Here is a 19,855-nt window from a genome sequence, read left to right on the forward strand (position 1 = left end):
AGCTTCGCACCTCAGGATGACGGGCTGGCGCTGTTTGCGCGAAGGGACGAGAAGCTTACCCCGCCCCCGTCACGCAATTCACCCACAGCACCACCGCTTTCGCGTCCTCGGCCGGATTTGAAAACCGGTGCGGCCGGCGGCTGGCGAATCTGAAACTGTCGCCCGTCTTCAGCGACCATGTCTCGCTGTCTACCGTCAGCATCATCTCGCCTTCGAGCACGAGGCCGGCCTCTTCGCCGTCATGGGTGTAGAGCTCGTCGCCGGTGGAGCCGCCGGGCTCCAGATGCACCAGGAACAGATTGAGCCGGTTATCGGCGGTGGCGGGGCTCAGCAATTGCTTCGACACGCCGGTGCGCCAGAGCTTCAGCTCGGGCCGCTGAAGCCCGCGCGTGACGACCTGGTCGGACGTGCCATCGGCGCTCGGGCTTGCGCCGAACAGCGCGGCGATGCCGACGCCGAGCACGTCGGCGAGCGTTGCCAGCACGCGCAGCGACGGTGACGACAGGCCGCGCTCGATCTGGCTGAGGAAGCCGATCGACAGCTCGGTGCGCGCCGCGACCGTTTCCAGCGAGAACTGCCTGATACGCCTGAGATCGCGGATACGGCGGCCGACCGCGACGTCCATCGCCGGTTCGGCCGCTTTGGCGATAGCCTTGGTATTGGCTTTCACCTTCACCTTCTTCACCGACTTTACGGCGGCCGGTTTGCGCATTCTTTTGCCACCGCTCACGTCAAACCGCTTCCTTCATGTGCATGAAAACCGCTTGCATCGGTCGCGAAAGTGTGACCAAATTTTCATATTGGTGAAAATAGGCCGAAACGGCTCGGCCCGCAATGTCTGCGATCACGACATCTGCGAGCGCCGCCATCGGCCGGACCCAAAGGGGAATGCGATGGCGTTGAAGCGTTTTGTCCAGGCCGCAGTCGCGGTGCTCGCGATTGCCGCAGTCGTGCCAGCTTCGGCGCAGCAGGTGCTGAAGGTCGGTTCGACGCCGACCGGCATTCCCTTCACCTTCCTCGACACCAAGACCAACACCATCCAGGGCATCATGGTCGATCTCGTCACCGAGATCGGCAAGGATGCTGGCCTCAACGTGCAGATCGAGCCGATGGCGTTCTCGGCGCTGATTCCGTCGCTGACCTCCAGCAAGATCGACATCATCGCGGCCGCGATGTTCATCACCGCGCCGCGCAAAGAGGTCGTCGATTTCTCCGACCCGATCTACACCTATGGTGAAGGCCTCGTGGTGCCGAAGAGCGACACCAAGGCCTACGCCACGCAGGACGACCTGAAGGGCGAGACGGTTGGCGCCCAGGTCGGCACCGCCTTCGTCGACGCGCTGAAGAAGTCCGGCCTGTTTGCCGACGTCAAGGCCTACGACACCATTCCCGACATCCTGCGCGACGTGAACACCGGCCGCCTCAAGGCCGGCTACGCCGACTACCCGATCCTCGCCTACAATCTGAAGCAGGGCGGCTTCCCCGAGGTGCGGCTCGTCGACAGCTACAAGCCGGCCACGGTCGGCTCGGTCGGCATCGGCGTGCGCAAGGGCGAGACCGCGCTGCTCGGCAAGATCAATGCTTCGCTTGCCAAGCTGAAGGCCAACGGCACCATCGACAAGATCCTCGAGAAGTGGGGTCAGAAGGCACAGGGTTGATCGACAGAGGCTGGTAAGGCTGCCCGATGAAAGGCTTCTGGCACGACGCCGCCGAGTTCTTCCCGATCCTGATGAGCGGCGTCGTGCTGACGATCGTCGTCACCATCGGCTCGCTGCTGCTTTCGACGGTGCTCGGCCTGATCTGGGCGATGATGCGGGTCTCCGGCATCAAGGCGCTGTCGATGCTCAGCGCCAGCCTGATCAACGTGATCCGGGGTATCCCGATCATCGTGCTGTTGTTCTACCTCTATTTCGTGATGCCGGATCTCGGCGTCACGCTCAGTGCGCTCCAGGCCGCGATCCTCGGACTCGGCGTCGCCTATTCCGCCTATCAGGCGGAAAACTTCCGCGCCGGAATCGAGGCGATCGACAAGGGGCAGATCGAGGCGGCGCAATCGATCGGCATGGGCTGGTGGCTGACCATGCGCCGCGTCGTGCTGCCGCAGGCGGTGCGCATCGTGCTGCCGCCCTACGGCAACGTCATGATCATGATGCTGAAGGATTCCTCGCAGGCCTCGACCATCACGGTCGCCGAGCTCGCGCTGCAAGGGAAGTTGATCGCGTCCTCGACCTTCAAGAACACCAACGTGTTCACGCTGGTTGCGCTGATGTATCTCACCATGAGCATTCCGCTGATCCTGCTGGTCCGTCACTTCGAGAAGCGGGCCGGCAAGAAATGATCGAGCTTACCGACGTCCACAAGAGCTTTGGCGAGAACGAGGTGCTCAAGGGCATCACGGCGTCCGTCGAGAAGGGCGAGGTGGTCTGCATCGTCGGCCCGTCCGGCTCCGGCAAGTCCACCATCTTGCGCTGTATCAACGGCCTTGAAAGCTACGACCGCGGCCAGATCAGCGTCGAAGGATTGAAGGTCGAGCGCGACGCCCCGTCGATCGTGAAGGTCCGCACACAGGTCTCGATGGTGTTCCAGCGCTTCAACCTGTTTCCGCACCGGACGGTGCTGGAGAACGTCGTCGAAGGTCCGCTCTATGTGAAGAAGGAGCCGCGTGCGCAGGCGTTCGAGCGCGGCCGTGCCCTGCTTGCGCAAGTGGGCCTCGCCGAGAAAGCCGACGCGCATCCGCCGCAGCTCTCCGGCGGCCAGCAGCAACGCGTCGCGATTGCGCGCGCGCTCGCCATGCAGCCCAAGGCCATCCTGTTCGACGAACCGACCTCGGCGCTCGATCCCGAGCTCGTCGGCGACGTTCTCGGCGTGATGCGCAAGCTCGCCGACGACGGCATGACCATGGTCGTCGTCACCCATGAGATGGGCTTTGCCCGCGACGTCGCCGACCGCGTGCTGTTCATCGACGGCGGCGTTATCGTCGAGCAGGGGCCGGCCAAGGCGCTGCTCAACCAACCCCAGCATCCGCGCACGCAGGATTTTTTGCGCCGCGTGCTGCATCCGCTCTGACCGGTCTTCGCCATGAACGCGCGCCTGCCGCTGCCGCCGTCTCTCTATGCCGACACCGCCGTCGCGCCAGTTGCCACGCCGCCGCTCGACGTCGACAAGACGGTCTCGGTCGCCATCATTGGCGGCGGCTACACCGGCTTGTCCACCGCGTTGCATCTGGCGGAGCAAGGTGCCGAGGCACTGGTGCTGGAGGCGCAGGAGCCGGGCTGGGGCGCATCCGGCAATAATGGCGGCCACACCAATCCCGGCCTGAAGCACGATCCCGATCAGATCGAGGCCGATTTCGGTGCCGAACTCGGGCGCCGCATGATCGACTTCTCTTACGGCACGACCAACTTCACGCATGATTTGATCCGCCGTTACCAGATCCCGTGCGAGGCGCGGCAGAGCGGCACGCTGCGCGCGGCCTATAACGAGGCCAGCGCCGCCGCGATCGAGAAAACCGCGCAGCAATGCATCGTCCGTGGCATGCCGGTGTCGTACCTGAATCGCGAGCAGTTGCGCGAGATGACCGGCACAGATCGCTACATCGGCGCCATGCTGGATACGCGCGGCGGCGATCTGCATCCCCTCAGCTATGCCCGCGGCCTTGCGCGCGCCGCGATCTCCGCGGGTGCGCAGGTCCACGGCGAAACACCGGCGCTGTCGCTGCGCCGCGAGGGCAGCCGCTGGCGTATCGAAACGCCGCGCGCGGTGGTGCATGCCGACAAGGTGCTGCTTGCGACCAACGGTTTTACGGACGATCTCTGGCCGGCGCTCCGCCGCACCATCGTGCCGGTGTTTTCCTCGATCGCTGCCACCGCGCCGCTTTCGGATGAGGTCGCCCGTGCGATCATGCCGACGCGTCCCGTTCTTTACGAGAGCGGCCACATCACCGTCTATTACCGCATCGATCAGCAGAACCGCCTCTTGATGGGCGGCCGCGGCCCGATGCGTTGGATCAGCTCGCCCACCGACGTCGCCTATCTCATGCGGTACGCCGAGCGGTTATGGCCGCAGCTCAGGGGCGTTGCCTGGACCCATGGCTGGAACAGCCGGCTCGCCATCACCGGGGATCATTACCCGCATGTGCACGAGCCCGCGGACAACATCCTGATCTCGCTCGGCTGCAACGGTCGCGGCGTCGCACTCTCGACCGCGATGGGCGCGCAGCTCGCACGCCGGCTGATCGGCGGCACCAAGGCCGAGATCGACATGCCCGTGACAGGCATCAAGCCGATCCCGATGCACGCATTCTGGCCGATCGGCGTGACGACGGCGGTGATCGCAGGCCGGGTGCGGGACCGGCTGGGGATCTAAGCTCAGCCCTCCGCCACTGCGTCGGCCCAAGGCTGGAAGATCTCGACCGCGCCGGAATTGGTGTCGCCGTCGCGCATCACGACGCTCGGGCAGGCGAACTTCTGCGGCAAGGACTGCACCCGCGCCTCTTCATAGTCGAATCGCGCCGCGAGCGTCTCGCGTGTGTCCGCCGGCAGTCTGATATCGCCGATCACGATCGCGCCTTCGCTGGCGTCGATGCGCGGTTGATGGATCGCGGTATCGAGATCCATGCCGAAATCCATCGCAAAGGACACGATCTGCATCACCGACGGCAGGATGCGGCGACCGCCGGAGGCGCCGACGGCGAGCCGCCTGCCGTCCTTGGTCTCGGCGATGACAGGCGTGTAGTTGGTGAGGCAGCGCTTGCCTGACACGAGCGAGTTGGTGGTGCCCGGCGTCGGGTCGAACCACATGATGCCGTTGTTCATGGCAATGCCGGTGTGCGGCGTGACGTATTTCGAGCCGAAGGATGACAGCAGCGTCTGCGTCACCGCCGCGATGTTGCCGTGGCGGTCGACCACAGAGAAATGCGTGGTGCAGGCGGGCGCCAGATATTCCGCGCCGAGCGAGCGCTTGCCGTCGGCATCGCCCATATCCTTGAGCCGCTCGCGATAGGCCGATTGCAGCGCGGCGGCATATTCGGCATAGGCGGCCGCATCGGGCACGCTTCCCGGCTTCAGATTTTGCTGCAACAGGCGCAGCGCATGCGCCATCGTCGGGCCGGCCGTGAGCTCCGGCGTCGCAAACACCTTGCCGCCGCGATAGGGGATCGCCAGCGGCTCGCGCAGATGGGCCCGGAACGCAGCGAGGTCCTCCACCGACAGCGAGCCGCCGTCGGCCCTGATGTCGGACGCGATGCTCTTGGCGAGATCGCCCTGGTAGAAATCGCGCGGACCGGCGGCCGCGAGATGCGACAGCGTCGCCTTCAGCATGTCCAGCGGCAGTCGCGTCTCGGATTTGATGCCCCACGGCGCGCTCGGCGGCAGGCCGTCCTTCAGAAACGTTGCTGCGCTCGCGGGATAGCGCCGAAGGTCCGCCGCCGAGCTCGCGATCGTCAGCGTGGTCCACCAGTCGACCAGCAGGCCTTCGTCGGCGAGGGCCACTGCCGGCGCGACCAGATCTTTCCAAGGCAGCCTGGCGTGGCGGCGATGCGCCTCCTCCATGCCGGCGACGACGCCGGGCACGGCGATCGAGCCGGGGCCGTGGATGTTGCGGTCGTCCTTCACCCGCGACCAGGGAAACAGATCGGAAGCCGCGCCTTCGCCGCTGAGCGGATAGTCGGCGGTGTGCAGGCTTTGCGGCGCGCACATGCCGTAGTCGATCACCTCATAGCTATTTTCCGCGGCGCGGTAGAGCACCATCGCGCCGCCGCCGCCCATGCCGCTGTTCCAGGGCTCCAGCACGTTGAGCGCGAAGGTGGTCGCGACGATCGCGTCCACACAGTCGCCGCCTGCCGCCAGCACTTGCGCCCCCACTTCGGCCGCTCGCCGCGATTGCGCGGCGACGATGCCGCCCTTGGATGTGACGGCGGGCTTGCGGACGGTTTGGGCGTGGCTGAGCTGATGCGGCATGATGATGTCTGCGTGCTGTCTTCGGTTGTCTGGTACGTTGCGCTGAGCTCCGCGATTGGCGGGAGCGCGCGAAGAATGGCACATCGCCCCCACCGAGAACATCGAAAGGGCGGCGCGGCATGGCTGGTGTGAAACAGGCGGGGGATGGCGCAGTCGCCAAGACGTTAGATGCCAAGACGTTAATGCCCGGGGGCATAGGCGAGTGGAAGCGACGCCGTCCTTCGGACGGCTATGCCCGGGCATCATGAGTCGAGAGACCGATCAGTGGGAAGCAGGAGCCTCAGGGCTCAGCGCGCGCGATCCAGCCGGCTGGCCTGATACTTGGCGTGCCATTTCGGGCCAGGCCCGCGCATGTAGTGGAGCTCGGGCCGGTAGGAATTGCCCGCGATCCGGATCAGCGTCTGCCATTTGCTGGCGACGAAGTTCAGGGGATGGCGGAGCAGGGTCAGTGACGCGAGCAACATGGCATCACCTCAGTGCGGCTTGCCGAGCATGGCAGTGAAGGGGAGGTCGAAGATCTCCTCGCCGTCGTCGCTGCTGATATGAATCACCCAGTCGCGCCAGTCCTCAGTGCCGGGCGTCAGGATCATCGAGCGCATGATCTGGGCGGCACGGTCGCGCGCCTCGTTCAGATTGGCGACGGCGGTGCCGTACCGATCGATCAGCGTGCCTTCGGCATTGGAACAATGGAAATACATCTGGACCATACACGCCTCCTGTAGAAAGCGACTGGGACGGCAAACCAATACCACCCGAAGCATTCGCGAAACATTCGGGGTGAGCCCGGTAAGGGAATCTACGGATATTGGTCGGCACCAAGACCCCTGCTGGTTTGATCACAAGGGGGTGTTGATCAACTGGACGGCGTTCCCACGGCATGGAACAACCTTGGACGGAAAGTCCGGAGGCTACCGTGAACCACCTCATATCTTGGCGCGAAAGCCGAAGCCTGCGCGCATGCGCGGGCGCCTTGGTGGTCCTCCTGACCCTCGCCTCGGTAGGCTCATCAGAACCGGTCCGCAAGAGCGGCTATGCCATCGGCACGGAGACCTGCGGTAGCGCGGATCTGGCTTTTCCAAAAATCCAGATCGACATGAAGGCGGGATTTTGCGCTGGCCTCGTCGCCAGCGAGGAGGATCGGCTGAAATTCCCGCGTTCGATCATCCAGGTGCCCGGTCGTGACCTGTTCGTGGTCGCCGACATGGCGGGCTGGGGCCATACCGATGGCCGGCTGCTGTTGCTCGACCCGCGCGCACCCCAAGGCCAGCGGTTCAGGGAACTGCTAACTGCAATCGAATATCCGTTCGGTCTCGTGATCGGCCCGGACAAGAAGCTCTATGCCTCGAGCGCGGAGACGATCTTCCGGTTCGATCCGCTCGCCGACAATCCGCGCGACACGGTCGAGACCGTCGTCCGTCACATGCCCGGTCGCCGGATCACATTGCCCGACGGGACCAGGCTCGACGAGAGCGCCCACCCGCTCAAGCAGTTTGTGTTCGACAGGAACGGCCGGCTGTTCGTCAATGTCGGCTCGCACAGCGACGACTGCATCACGCCGGCGCCGATCACGAAACCTTGCGCGGCGGCCGAGGGCGCTTCCGCGATGGCATCGATCTGGCTGTTCACGCCGCCCCCGGGCGGCATCTTCCCGGCGTTGAAGCCTGGCGAGACCGACCCACCGCACGTGGTCTATGCGCGCGGCCTGCGCAACTCGATGGCGCTGGCGCTGCATCCGAACTTTCCCGATGCCGGCTATGCCTTCCTGCAAGGCGAGAACGGCCGCGACCTGCCTGACATTTTCAAGCCGAACGAGGAGATCAACGCGATCGAGCAGGGCAGGCATTACGGCTGGCCCTATTGCTACGATTTGTCGACGCCGAGTCCCGAGTTCAGGATCGTATTGCAGTCGGGGATCTACAAGTCGCTGTGCACCGCCAACGCGCTCTACAAGGCGCCGTTCTCGCTGCTGCCGCCGCACGGCGCGCCGCTCGCGATGCTCTATTATCACGGCGCGAAATTTCCGGAGTTCGAGGGCAAGCTGCTGGTCGGCCTGCATGGCTATCGCCCGACCGGCAGCCGCGTCATCGTCTATGACGTCGACGACCGCGGCTTTCCGAAGCCCGCCCCGGTGCCGGTGCGCTACCATGTCAGTTGCGCGGCCGATCCGACCCACAGCTTTCAGACCGAGGCCGGCGACGTCGCCGCCGCGCCGTTCGAGGAGCTGATCGCAGGCTGGCACCGCGTCAACGGCGCACGGCCGCAGGGCGCCCCGGTCGGCATGACGGTCGCGGAGGACGGCGCCATCTGGCTGGTCGAGGACAAGAACCAGACCGTGATCCGGATCGACCGCGCCGCGGGTGATGCGCCGCCGCCGTTGCCCTGCGACATGCGTAGCCAGGCGCTGATCGATCAACTGGCGGTCTTCGTTGCCAGGGATGCGCAGAACAGCGTCCGGCTCACCGCGTTGCGCAAGGGCCTCGTCGAAAAGCATTGCGTCGGCTGTCACTCGGATTTCGGCCTGAAGCCGGGCCAATCCGACGCACAGAAGGACGCGACAGTCCTTCGCTTCATGCTGGCGCAGGACGGCTGGGTCTACCCTGACGATCCCGACTCCGGCAAGTTGCGCACGCGCCTTCGTGGGTTAGGCGCGGAGAAGCTGATGCCGCCGGGTGGCGAAGGCCTGCCGAAGGCCGAACCTGGTTACACGCGCCTGCTCGACACGGCGGATCTGCTGGTGGCAAAAATGGTTCCAGGCATCCGAATGCGGATCAAGCCCGGCCCGCCGCAGCGCAAGTTCTTTGGGAAAACGAACAAGGAATGCGGCGAAATACCGGCCGCCAAGGTCGTCGTCGTGACACAAAGGAACGCTGTAGACAAACCCGGCTTCAGCCGCTTCTTCCGGCCGGCCGATCCCTATCTGAATGGCGAGTGCAGCGACGACGATGGCTATTACATCCGGCAGGAATTTCTGGTGCCTGTGCAGTAGCGTTGTTCTCGTCCTTGCGACGGCACCGGCCCGAGCGGAAACAAAACTGTTCGAAAGCGTGCAGGTGACGCCATCAGGCGAATACACGTTTGGCATCGAAGGGCCGGCCGCCGATCTCGATGGCAATCTCTTCGTCGTCAATTTCGGCAAGCCCGGCACCATCGGCAAGCTGCCTGTCGGCGGCGCGGCGTCCGAGCCCTTTACGACGCTGCCCGAGGGCAGCGTCGGCAATGCCATCCGCTTCGCGCGCGACGGCACCATGTTCATCGCCGACTACAAGAAGCACAACATCTTCGCGATCCCGAAGGGATCAACCGAGCCCGCCATATGGTTTCACTCCGACGAGATGAACCAGCCAAACGACATCACCATCGCCCGCGACGGCACGATCTACGCGAGTGATCCGAACTGGAAGGGCAGGGAAGGCCACATCTGGCGCATCGCGAAGGGAGCCGACGGAACGGTGCAGGGACAGGTCATGTCGGCGCCGCGCGCGATGGGCACCACCAACGGCATCGATCTCAGCCCTGATGACAAGACGCTCTATGTCGGGGAATCCAGCAGCGGCCAGATCTGGTCCTACACCGTTGGCGGCAACGAGCTCACCAGTCCAAAACTCGTCAAGGCGTTTCAGCCCGACACCGTCGACGGCCTGCGCACCGACGTGGCCGGCCGCCTCTATGTCGCGCGCATCCTCAGGGGTACGATCACGTTGATGAAAACCAACGGCGCGGTCGAGCGGGAGATCGCGCTGAGGGCCAAGGAGCCGACCAACCTTGCCTTCGGCGGCAGCGACGGCAAGACAATCTTCGTCACCCAGCGTCAGGGCGGCTTCGTCGAGTCCTTCCGCACCGACCAGCAGGGCCGCGAGCACTGCCTCCAGCGCGGGCGCTGCTGAGCATCAGAGACGATCTGCTTCCGGCGCAGGGCGGCGCGACAGGGGCGGCATTCTTCTTGCTTGCATCTCGCCGCCGCAGGGATTTAGACAACTGTGGCACCGCCAAAGCGACCACGGAGTGTTTGAGTGAAAGCCGTCCATACCGAACTTCATCGCAGCCACGATCCGCAATTCTTCCTGGTTCGCGGCGTCGTCAAGCGCACCACCGAGCAGCCCGAACGTGCCGACCGCCTGCTCAAGGGATTGAAGGACGGCAAGCATCAACTGGTCGAGCCAACCACATTCGGGCAGGGGCCGCGAGCGCGCGTCCACAGTCCGGAATATCTGTCGTTCCTGAGCGAGGCCTGGGAGGCCTGGACCGCGCTCGGCGATTCCGGTCCGGAGATGATCGGCAACATCCATCCGGTGCGCCATGCCGCGACTTATCCCACTCACATCGTAGGCCGACTCGGCTGGCACACCGCCGACACCGCGGCGCCGATCGGCGCGGGCACATGGGCCGCGGCCTGCGCCGCGACCGACGTCGCGGTCACCGCGGCACAGATGGTGATGGATGGCGAGGATGCGACCTATGCGCTCTGCCGGCCGCCCGGCCATCACGCCTATCGCGACATGGCCGGCGGCTTCTGCTTCCTCAACAACAGCGCGATCGCGGCGGCGCATCTGCGGCAGAGGCACGAGCGTGTCGTGATCCTCGACGTCGACGTCCATCACGGCAACGGCACGCAAGGCATTTTTTACGCGCGACCGGATGTCTACACGGTGTCGATCCATGCCGATCCCGTCGCTTACTATCCGTACGTGTGGGGCTACGCGCATGAGCGCGGCGAAGGTCCCGGCCTCGGCACCAACCTCAACATCCCCCTGGCGATCGGCACCGGGGATGACGGCTACATCCAGGCGATGGACGTCGCGCGCAAGGCGATCGAATCCTTCGCGCCCGGGGCCCTCGTCATCGCGCTCGGCCTCGACGCCTCCGAGCACGATCCGCTGAAGGGCCTCGCCGTCACCACGCCCGGCTTCCGCCGCATCGGCCAGGCCATCGCAAAGATGGGCCTGCCGACCGTGTTCGTGCAGGAGGGCGGCTACCTCTCGGATATCCTCGGCGCGAACCTGACCTCGGTGCTGGCGGGATTCGAAGAGGCGCGGTGATCTGTTCGCCTCTCCCCGCATGCGGGGAGAGGGGGAAAATTCAAAACATCCCGCTTGCCGCGAGCGCCTTGCAGACGTGCTGCATCTCGGTCTCGTCCGCGACCAGGTCGAGCATGATCGTGGTCAGCCCCTTGGCGGCAAACTCCTTCAGCTTCGCGCCGATCTCGGCGTAGCTGCCGACGAGGTAGGGGCAGTCGGCCTGGAAGGTCAGGAACGGCAGCAGCCAATAGCCATTGTCCGCGAGCTCGCCGCTCTGGCCCTCGTAGAGGCGCCGCTTCCACACGGAGTCGCTGTTATCCACGGTGAGCGCGAGCAGCTCGCGATCGTCGGCATTGTCGCGGAAACGCGCCTTTGCCGCTTGCCGTGCCTCGTCGCGTCCCTCGCGGGCGAAAATTCCAAAATTCATGCCGGGCGCATTAAGGCCGCGGTCGAGATCGGGCAGCAGCATCTGCATCTTGATGCAGCCGGTCTCCTTCGCCACGCGCTGTGCCGCCTCGGACTGGCCCGCGACCAGAAATTCCGGCATCAGCTCCGGCGGCAGGCGCGGCCGCAGTTGCAGATTGCTTGCGCGGTAGAACCGGCCCTCGAAAGTCGTCGGCCGCGGGCTTGCCAGCAGCTGGCGCATCAGCGCGACGAATTCGCCGAGCCGGACATAGCGGTCGGCATGCGACTGCTCGTCGCCCAGCCCCTGCAGATCGCTGACCGCCGTTCCCGTGATCATGTTGAGATAGACCTTGCGGCCGTGGAGCTGCGCAAAGGACGAGACGAATTTTGCCGCCGTGAACGGGTGCATGTAGACCGGATTGACCGCGATCAGCGGCGAGGATCGGGTCGTCTCGCTGATGATGTGCTGGGCCATCGCCCAGGGCTCGACGAACACGTCGTTGCCTTCGAACAGCAGGATGCCTTCGAAGCCGTTGCGGTCGGCGAACTGCGCCATCCGCATCAACTCGCCGACATATTTCCTGGGGTCGCGGTTGCGCGAAATCGCGGGAAAGACGCGCAGCCGCGGCGGCGTCATTCAGCCGCCTCCTGCAGCGGCCATGCATTGCGGGTGATGGGAAGGCCGCCGGTGGCGCGGGAGCCGTCGGCAATCGCGAGACGATGCGAGGGCGACGGCGAGCACAGCGAGAAGCGCCAGCCTTCCGGATCGTCGGCGATATCGGGCTTGAAGCTGATCTCGATGGCCTCGCGCGATATCTGCATCGCGAAGGCGTCGAGCGGCAAATTGAGGCCGAAACCCCTGGCCTTCAGATAGGCTTCTTTCAGCGTCCAGTAGTCGAAGAAGCGCTCGATCGCGGCGGGCTCCGGCAGTCCGCGCAGCGTTTCGACCTCTTCCGGCGCGAAGAACCGAAGCGCGGTCGACAGCGGCGCCACCCGACGCGACACGGTCTCTACGTCGACGCCGACGGTCTCATGCCCTGACACGACGCAGGCAACGCAGCCGTCGGCGTGCGACAGGCTGAAATGCAGCGTGCTCGAGGTCCTGGGCGACGCCACAAACGGCCGCCCGTAACGCCCGGCCGCAAATGCCCAGTCGGTGGGTGCGACATTCGGTGCGACGTGCGAGAGCGCCAGGCGCAACATCGCGTGCGCGAAAATATACTGCCGCTGGTGCCGCTCGAACATGAAGCGGTCGGCTCGTACCCGTTCGTCGACCGAGAGCAAGCGCCGGCACGCATCAACCGCACCCGGCGCGTCAAAAGTCTCGATCAGTCCGACAAACAGTTCAATCCTGTCGTCTGTCATCAATTGGGCCCATGGCGTCAGGCCGGGGCCAAATCCCCTGCCATGACCGAAGAATCAACTGAGCAAGAATCAACTGCGCGGACCGCTTCTAGCGGTCCACTCGGGCGAATCCTTGTCGATTGCTGGCCGGTTTACGGGCGCAAGCTTGTGCGAGACCCCAACTCGACACGCGAGCGGCCAAATTTGAAAACTGAAGCCCGAAAACTGAAGCCTGAAGATTCGTGCGGCGTCCCGGCCGACGAGTCTTACTTCTTCTTCTTGGCCTTCTTGGACCCGCCCAGCATCGAAATGCTGGCGTCGACGTCCTTCAGCGCGGACTGCAGCTTCTTCTTCTCGGCGCCGAGCAGCTTCTGCAGGGCCTTGCGGTCCTTGTCGCTCAACGAGGTGCCCTTGGTAAATTTGATGAAACCCATAACAAACTCCCCCGGTTGAAAATAATCGTCCAAATCAAAACGCGAGAATAATCTTGCGCGATGGCGCCAAATAATCAAGATGCAACTTGGTCATTCACAGCTTTGGCGAGTGAACCAGTATTCGCCCGTGCTGTACAGCCGGTTCATGCCGCCCTGCGATTGAGCAATCGGCCGAGCGGCGCGTTGGGTTGGGCGAGGGCGGCCCCGAGCAGCGCGACGAGATTCTCCATCCACTGGCCGACCGTAGCGCCGTCGAGCAGCTCGCTCTTGTAATTGCATGAACCGGTGATTCCCGTCGGGCGCTCCTTGAGCATCAGCGACAGCCAGGTCTGGTCGATCGGCAGCACCGGCTGGCCTTCGCGGGCGATGTTGCCGATCGACCCTGTCGTGAGATCAGGCAGATCGAGCGGCTGGCGCAGCGGATTTTGCAGGGTGAAATAGACCTGGAGCAGCGAGGCTGGATCCACCCCCTCCCGCTCCAGATGGTCGGCCAGGATGCTGAACGGCAGCTCCTGGCGCGCATGCGCGTCAAGCACGCTCTGACGGACCCGGGCCACGGCCTGCGCGAACGACAGCTCCGGCGTGATTTTGGTGCGAACGATCACCGTGTTCTCGAACGGACCGACGATCCGGTCGGTGTCCGGCTGGGCGCGATTGGCCATGGCGGTGGCGATCGAGATGTCGTTGCGGCCGGTCCGCGCCAGCAGCAGGGCTTTCAAGCCGGTCAGCAGGCACATGAACAGCGTGCAATTGTGCTGGCTGGCGAAAGCCGTGAGCCGGCCGATCAGCTCACGCTCGAGGCTGACCGGATGGTGCCCCGTGGACGCGCCCGGGCTTGATTCGCCTTCGAAGAGGGGGGCCGCCCCGCGCAAATTCTCCGTCCAGTCGGCCGCCTGACGGCGGGCGGCATCGGTGCCGCACCACCAGCGCTGCCAGCGCGCGACGTCCGAAAAGGCCGGCGGCAGTTTCGGCAGCGGCACCGACGGATAGCCGGCCAGCGCCGCATAGCGATTGGACAATTCCTCGAACAGCACGCCGATCGACCAGCCGTCGACGACGGCGTGGTGCAGCGTCAGCAGCAACACATGATCGCCGTCGTGGAGCCGCAACAGCCGAGCGCGCAGCAGCGGTGCGCGCGTGGTGTCGATCGGGGCATAGGCCTCCTGTTCGATCAGGAGAACGATCTTGCGGAGTTCCAGGGCCTTGCGCCGCTTGTTGTCGTGGGGCTGACCGTCGCCGATCGTCTCGACACTCAGGACACGGCCGAGGGCGCCGGGCGCGGCGACGCGGCTGACGGGCTCCCCGCCGCTCCAGCCGAAATGGGTCCGCAGCGATTCGTGCCGGCGCACGACGTCGTCCACCGCCTGCGCCAGCGCGGCCCGATTGAGCGGCCCCCGGAGACGGAACGCGAAAGGCAGGTTGAACAGCGGCAGACCCGGAAGATTCTGCTCGATCCGCAGCATCTGGTCCTGCGCGATCGAGAGCGTGGGAGGGCCGCTTTCGGCCAGGCTCGCTCCAGCCAACCTTGCCAAACTTGCGGCAGGCTTGCGCGGCTTTGCAGCCACGGCCTCGTCGACCCGCCGGGCAAGCTCTTCGATCGTCGGTGCCTCGAAGATGGTCTTGATCGGCAGCGACACGCCGAGCGCCCGAGCGACGCGCGCCATCGCCTGGCCGGCCAGCAGCGAATGGCCGCCGAGGTCGAAGAAATTGTCGGTGACGCCGAGGCTCTCGACCTTCAGCAGGTCGATCCAGATGTCGGACAACACCTTTTCGGTGAAGCGCCGCGCCGGCACGGCCGCATCCGGTCCGGACGCTTCCTGCTGCGCCGGCGCCAGCAGCGCGGTCCGGTCGATCTTGCCATGGGCGTTGAGCGGCACCTGGTCCAGGAACAGGAACGCGGACGGGATGGCATGGCCCGGCAGCCGGCTCTTCAGGAACTCGCGCAGCTCGCTGGCGCTGCTGCGGCTGCCGGAGCTTGCGACGATATGGGCGATCAGCCTGACATCGCCGCTCGCCTCGCGACGCGGCTCGACGATGCCCGCGCGCACACTCGGATGGTCGGCAAGCGCGTTCTCGATCTCCTTGAGCTCGATACGGTAGCCGCGGACCTTGACCTGATGGTCGGCGCGACCGAGGCATTCGATCGTGCCGTCGGCGCGGCGGCGGGCGAGGTCGCCGGTCCGGTACAGCCGGCGGCCGGCCTGGCGCGAGAACGGATCGGGCAGGAAGCGCTGCCGGCTCTGCGCGGGATCGTTGACATAGCCGCGGCCTACACCGGCGCCGCCGATGCAGAGCTCGCCGGTCACGCCGACCGGCTGCGGCTGCAGGCTTGCGTCGAGCACGTAGAGCTGCGTGTTCGGCAGCGGCGCGCCGACCGGGACGTTGCCCGTCGTGGTCGCCGGTGCCTTGGTCAGGCGATGCAGCGAGACGTCGTCGGAACATTCCGACGCACCATAGGCATTGATCAGCGGCACTTTCGGACAGCGGGCGAACCAGGCCTTGCAGAGATCGACGGGCAGCGGCTCGCCCGTCGAGATCAGAAGGCGCAGCCTCGCAAAGGCGCGCCGGACCCGTGCCTCGTCCATGCGATCGAGGATCACGCGCAGCAGCGATGGGACGATCTCGAGCACCGTGATGCCCTCGCGCTCGATCTCCCGCGCGAGCAAGATCGGGTCCCGCACGATCGCGGTACCGCAGACATGGACGCGCGCGCCGACCATGGGCCCCGCGAGGAACTGCCACACCGAGACGACAAAACTCTGCGGCGCGGTCTGCGCGATTACGTCCCTGGCCGAGAGGTTCAGCTCGGAGATGAGCGAGGCCAGATGGTTCGAAAGCCCCCGCTGCTCGATCATGACGCCCTTCGGCGCGCCGGAGGACCCGGAGGTGTAGATGAGATAGGCGAGGCTCGAAGCCGCGCGCCGCGCCGCGCGGGCCGGCTTGGTCGACGCTGGCGCGATCGCGTCCTCGAGCTCGGCCACCTGGATGCGCTCGACCAGCGGTTCGAGCAGCGCCTCGACCATGGATGATTGCGCGCGTCCGGTCAGCAGCACGCGGGCGCAGCTCGATCCGAGGATGGTTGCGAGTCGTGCCGGCGGCTGCTCGGGATCGAGATTGAGGAAGGCTGCGCCCACGCGTTGCACGGCGATCATCGCGGCGAGCAGGTCGGGCCCGCGATCCGCGAGCAAGGCGACCACGGCCTCGGCGCCGACGCCTTCCCGGGCCAGCCAGCGCGCCGCCGCCTGGCTGCGGCGAGCCAGCTCGCGATAGCTCAGGGAAGTGCGGCCGTCCGACACCGCGATCGCGTTCGGCGTCTTTTTGGCTTGGCGGTCGAAACGTTCGCTCAAATTGCCGCGCGTGCTGAAATTGGCCGGCACGCCCCGGCCCTTCGCCAGCAGCTGCCGGCGTTCGGCCTCGGTCAGGAGCGGCAGGTGCGAGATGCGCTGCTCCGGATCGGCGATGACGGATTTGAGCAGGGTCTTGAACTGGGCGGCCACGCCCTCGATCGTCGCCGCGTCGAACAGATCGGTGGCGTATTCGAAGAAGCCGGTGAAACGGCCGTCGGCCTCGACCAGTTCGAGTGTGATGTCGAATCGCGCCACCTTTGGATCGATCTCGATCCGCCGCGTCGACAGACCAGAGAAAGATGCCGCCTCGATCGAGGCGTTCTGGAGGATGAACATGATCCGAAACAGCGGATTGCCGTCGCTCCTTCGCGCGATCTGAAGCGCGCGCAGGACTTCTTCGATCGGAAGATCCTGATTGCGGTAGGCATCGAGCGTGACCTGCCGTACCCGGCGCAACAATTCGCCGAAGCTCGGATCGCCGCTAAAATCGTTGCGCAGGATCAGGGTGTTGGCGAACAGTCCAATCAGGCGCTCGCTCTCGATCTGGTTGCGGTTGGCGATCAGCGAGCCGGTCGCGACGTCCTCGTGTCCGGTGTGGCGGAACAGCAGGCACTGGAATACCGCGAGCAGGGTCATGAAGGGCGTGACGCCCTGGTTCTGGCTCAGCGCGCGCAGGTCGGCCGACAGAGTCCTGGAGAATTCGAGATAGCGACGGGCACCGTGACCGCTCCAGACCTCCGGCCTTGGCCGGTCGGTCCGCAGCGGCAGCGTGGTGACGCCGTCGAGCTGCGTCCGCCAGTAATCAAGCTGCTCTTTTGCGGCCGGCGTCTGCGCCCAGCTCTGCTGCCAGAGCGCAAAGTCGCGGTACTGGAAGGCGGGCGAAGGCAGTGCCGCCACGTCGTTCTCGCGCGCTGCCGAATAATGGGCGGCGAGTTCTTCCCAGAACAGCCGCTGCGACCAGCCGTCGGTGACGAGGTGATGGACGTTGACCACCAGCGCGTGGCTGCTCTTGTCGAACGAGAGCAGCGTGACCTTCAGCGGCGCCTCGCGCGCAAGGTCGAACGGATGTTGCGCGAGCCGGAGCGCTTCGCGCCCGATAACAGCGGCTCGCTTGTCCGCGGAGCAGGGCTTGAGCTTGATCCGCTCGAACCGCGGCGGCGATTGCAGCACAAGCTGCACCGGCTCGCCCTCGCGCTCGATGATGACCGACCGCAACGCCTCATGGCGCGCAGAGACCGAGGCGAGGCCAGTAGAAAGCGCGGCGACGTCGACCTGGCCCCTGAGGAGCGCGACTTCGACGACGTTATAATTGTAGCGGGTCGGATCGAGCCGCGAGAGCACGTACATCCGTTGCTGCTGGAACGACAGCGGCGCGCCTGCTTCAGCGGCCTGGCGCCAGGCCGGCAGCATCGTTTCGCGATGGGTTGCGGCGGTCTCGAGCCGGGCCGCAAGCGCGGCGACCGTGGCGCAATCGAAGATGTCTTCGAACGAGAAGTCGACATTGAAGCGTTCGCGCAGGCGCGAGCGCATCTGCGTCACCGCGAGCGAGTCCGCGCCGAGCGCAAAGACGTCCTGATCGCGCCCGACCTGCGGCAGCTCCAGCAAATTGGCCCAGATTCCGGCGAGCTGGGTCTCCAGCGCGTTGCGCGGCAGGCGGGCCTCCTCGCCGCCGCCCATTGTTGCGATCAGCTCGGCGAGCGCATTGCGCTTGACCTTGCCGCTGGCGCCTTTCGGCAGCGTCGCCACGCTGCGGATCAGGCTCGGCACTTTGTAGGCCGCGAGCCGCTTTCGCGCGAACTGGCGCAACTGGTCAGAGGTCGCCTCGGAATTCGGCCGCAGCACCACGACGGCGGCGACGTTCTCGCCGAGCTTTTGGTGCGGGACGGCAAACACGCCGGCCTCCAGCACCGCCGGATGGCTGAGCAGAACCTCTTCCACCTCCAGGGGCGAGATCTTCTGCCCGCCGCGGTTGATGACGTCCTTGATACGGCCGACGATGAAGAGATAGCCGTCGGTGTCGAGATAGCCGAGATCGCCGGTCCGGAACCAGCCGTTGCGGAAGGCGGCCTGTGTCGCCGCCTCGTCATTGAAGTAGCCGCGGCTCAAGTTCGGTCCGCGCAGCATGATCTCGCCATGCTCGCCGCTCGCGAGCGCGCGGCCCGCCTCGTCCATGATTGCGATCTCGGGGCCCGCGGCGCGGCCGACCGATCCGATCTTGCGCAGTTCGAACGGGTTGGCCGCGATCTGCGAGGCCGCCTCCGTCATGCCGTAGGTTTCGAGCACGGGAACGCCGAACGTCGCCTCCAGCCCGTCGAGGATCGCGGGCGCAAGCGAGGCCGAGGCGGAGCGGATCACGCGCAGCGACGACGATCGGGCAAGGTCCGGGTTCGCTTCCGCCGCCGTCAGCAGCGCGCGATGGATGGTCGGCACTGCCGTGTACCAGGTCGGTTGCAGCTGCCGCATCCAGCCGAAGAAGGAGGATGCGTCGAAACCGTCGGTACAGATCACGCTGGAGCCCGCGGCCAGCGCCGTCAGCAGGCCGGAGATCAAACCATGGGCGTGAAACAGCGGCAGGACGTTGAGCAGACGATCGTGGGGCGCGAGCGACAGCACGCGGCCGGCATTGTAGGCGGACAGGCACACGTTGCGATGCGTCAGCGGCACCATCTTCGGCCGCGCCGCCGTGCCCGATGTCAGCAGGATGAACGCATCATCGTCGCCGCGCGAGGCGCCGGCGGTGCTCGCCGGTCCAACCGCCGGTCCGACGAACGTGCAGCCGCCGAGATCGTCGTGCGACCCCGGCACGAAATCGATCACAGCGATATCGAGCGTCTTGGCGACATCGCGGCTCGCCGAGTTCGTGTCGGCCCGGGTGACGAGTGCCGTCAGCTTCAATTCGCTGAAATAGCGTTGCAGCTCGTCCGCCGTCAGATCGGGATTGACGGGGACGCAAGCACAGCTCGAGGCGACCGCGATCAGGGCCAGTGCGCTGTCGGCACCGCGCGGCAGCCCAACCGCGATGCGGTCGGCAGGGGCAATGCCGAGTCCGCGCAGCGTGCGGACGAGATCCTGCGTCCGGTCGCCAATCCCGCCGTAGTTGAGGACCGGCCGGCCAGGGGCGAGGAGGGCGGGGGCCGCCGGCGTCTTGCGGGCATGGAAATCGAGAAGGCCGCCGATATGCGCGAATATCTTCGTTTCGGCCGTCGTGCTGGCTGATCCCTGCGGCGCTGGGCGTGTGGCGTCCGACAATTCCGTTCCCTTTTGATCCGATTGGGCTATTCTTCCAAGAAGTAAGGGAACGCGTCCAGTCTGAGGTGAAGTTTTGGCCCCAAAATCTGTGGTTGAGGGGTCCT

At 65.6% G+C, this 19,855-nt stretch carries 15 protein-coding genes; 7 read left to right on the forward strand and 8 right to left on the reverse strand.

Annotation, left to right across the window (positions count from 1 at the left end):
- Positions 1–55: 55 nt before the first annotated feature.
- Positions 56–712 carry a helix-turn-helix domain-containing protein gene (locus JQ591_RS27680; RefSeq protein ID WP_211399173.1) on the reverse strand — a complete coding sequence of 219 codons (657 nt, stop codon included), beginning with the start codon at positions 710–712 and terminating at the stop codon, positions 56–58.
- A gap of 181 nt (positions 713–893) precedes the next feature.
- Here JQ591_RS27680 and JQ591_RS27685 point away from each other — a divergent pair, with 181 nt between their 5' ends.
- Genes JQ591_RS27685 through JQ591_RS27700 form a run of 4 tightly spaced genes read left to right on the forward strand, consistent with a single transcriptional unit; the run spans position 894 to position 4,365 of the window.
- Entirely contained in the window at positions 894–1,658 is a 765-nt protein-coding gene (locus tag JQ591_RS27685; RefSeq protein WP_211399174.1) for an ABC transporter substrate-binding protein, read from the forward strand.
- A gap of 26 nt (positions 1,659–1,684) precedes the next feature.
- A complete protein-coding gene (locus JQ591_RS27690; protein ID WP_211399175.1) occupies positions 1,685–2,338 on the forward strand; it encodes an amino acid ABC transporter permease in 654 nt (217 codons plus the stop codon).
- Positions 2,335–3,066 (forward strand): amino acid ABC transporter ATP-binding protein, encoded by a 732-nt coding sequence (locus JQ591_RS27695; RefSeq protein WP_211399176.1) that lies wholly within the window; start codon positions 2,335–2,337, stop codon positions 3,064–3,066. Before JQ591_RS27690 ends, JQ591_RS27695 begins: the two co-directional genes overlap by 4 nt.
- A gap of 12 nt (positions 3,067–3,078) precedes the next feature.
- Entirely contained in the window at positions 3,079–4,365 is a 1,287-nt protein-coding gene (locus JQ591_RS27700; RefSeq protein WP_211399177.1) for an NAD(P)/FAD-dependent oxidoreductase, read from the forward strand.
- Positions 4,366–4,367: 2 nt separating this feature from the next.
- Here the strand turns inward: JQ591_RS27700 and JQ591_RS27705 are convergent, their stop codons facing one another.
- The 3 genes from JQ591_RS27705 to JQ591_RS27715 form a co-directional block, all read right to left on the reverse strand.
- Positions 4,368–5,957 carry a gamma-glutamyltransferase family protein gene (locus tag JQ591_RS27705; RefSeq protein WP_211399178.1) on the reverse strand — a complete coding sequence of 530 codons (1,590 nt, stop codon included), beginning with the start codon at positions 5,955–5,957 and terminating at the stop codon, positions 4,368–4,370.
- 287 nt (positions 5,958–6,244) lie between these two features.
- Positions 6,245–6,421, reverse strand: a complete 177-nt coding sequence (locus tag JQ591_RS27710; protein WP_211399179.1) for a hypothetical protein — start codon at positions 6,419–6,421, stop codon at positions 6,245–6,247.
- Positions 6,422–6,430: 9 nt separating this feature from the next.
- Complete coding sequence (locus tag JQ591_RS27715) at positions 6,431–6,664, reverse strand: DUF6894 family protein (protein WP_211399180.1); 234 nt, start codon at positions 6,662–6,664, stop codon at positions 6,431–6,433.
- A 206-nt stretch (positions 6,665–6,870) separates the two neighbouring features.
- Between JQ591_RS27715 and JQ591_RS27720 the strand changes: the two genes are divergently transcribed.
- The 3 genes from JQ591_RS27720 (at position 6,871) to JQ591_RS27730 (ending at position 10,993) form a co-directional block, all read left to right on the forward strand.
- Positions 6,871–8,943: a PQQ-dependent sugar dehydrogenase gene (locus tag JQ591_RS27720; protein ID WP_211399181.1), complete on the forward strand. Its 2,073-nt coding sequence runs from the start codon at positions 6,871–6,873 to the stop codon at positions 8,941–8,943.
- The gene (locus JQ591_RS27725; protein WP_211399182.1) at positions 8,900–9,841 is read left to right on the forward strand and encodes an SMP-30/gluconolactonase/LRE family protein; all 942 of its coding nucleotides are present in this window, start codon (positions 8,900–8,902) and stop codon (positions 9,839–9,841) included. The genes JQ591_RS27720 and JQ591_RS27725 overlap by 44 nt, the downstream gene beginning before the upstream one ends.
- Before the next feature lie 126 nt (positions 9,842–9,967).
- On the forward strand, positions 9,968–10,993 hold the full coding sequence (locus tag JQ591_RS27730; protein ID WP_211399183.1) for a histone deacetylase family protein: 1,026 nt from the start codon (positions 9,968–9,970) through the stop codon (positions 10,991–10,993).
- A gap of 40 nt (positions 10,994–11,033) precedes the next feature.
- On the opposite strand, the gene JQ591_RS27735 is transcribed toward JQ591_RS27730, so the two are convergent.
- The 4 genes from JQ591_RS27735 to JQ591_RS27750 all read right to left on the reverse strand — a co-directional run bounded on the left by JQ591_RS27735 (position 11,034) and on the right by JQ591_RS27750 (position 19,751).
- On the reverse strand, positions 11,034–12,014 hold the full coding sequence (locus JQ591_RS27735) for an LLM class flavin-dependent oxidoreductase (RefSeq protein WP_211399184.1): 981 nt from the start codon (positions 12,012–12,014) through the stop codon (positions 11,034–11,036).
- Positions 12,011–12,742, reverse strand: a complete 732-nt coding sequence (locus tag JQ591_RS27740) for a 4'-phosphopantetheinyl transferase family protein (RefSeq protein ID WP_211399185.1) — start codon at positions 12,740–12,742, stop codon at positions 12,011–12,013. Before JQ591_RS27740 ends, JQ591_RS27735 begins: the two co-directional genes overlap by 4 nt.
- Positions 12,743–12,987: 245 nt before the next feature.
- A complete protein-coding gene (locus tag JQ591_RS27745; protein ID WP_211399186.1) occupies positions 12,988–13,155 on the reverse strand; it encodes a hypothetical protein in 168 nt (55 codons plus the stop codon).
- A gap of 143 nt (positions 13,156–13,298) precedes the next feature.
- Complete coding sequence (locus JQ591_RS27750; protein WP_211399187.1) at positions 13,299–19,751, reverse strand: non-ribosomal peptide synthetase; 6,453 nt, start codon at positions 19,749–19,751, stop codon at positions 13,299–13,301.
- Between the last annotated feature and the right edge of the window lie 104 nt (positions 19,752–19,855).

The sequence above is a fragment of the Bradyrhizobium canariense genome, assembly GCF_018130465.1.
GTDB lineage: Bacteria > Pseudomonadota > Alphaproteobacteria > Rhizobiales > Xanthobacteraceae > Bradyrhizobium > Bradyrhizobium canariense_C.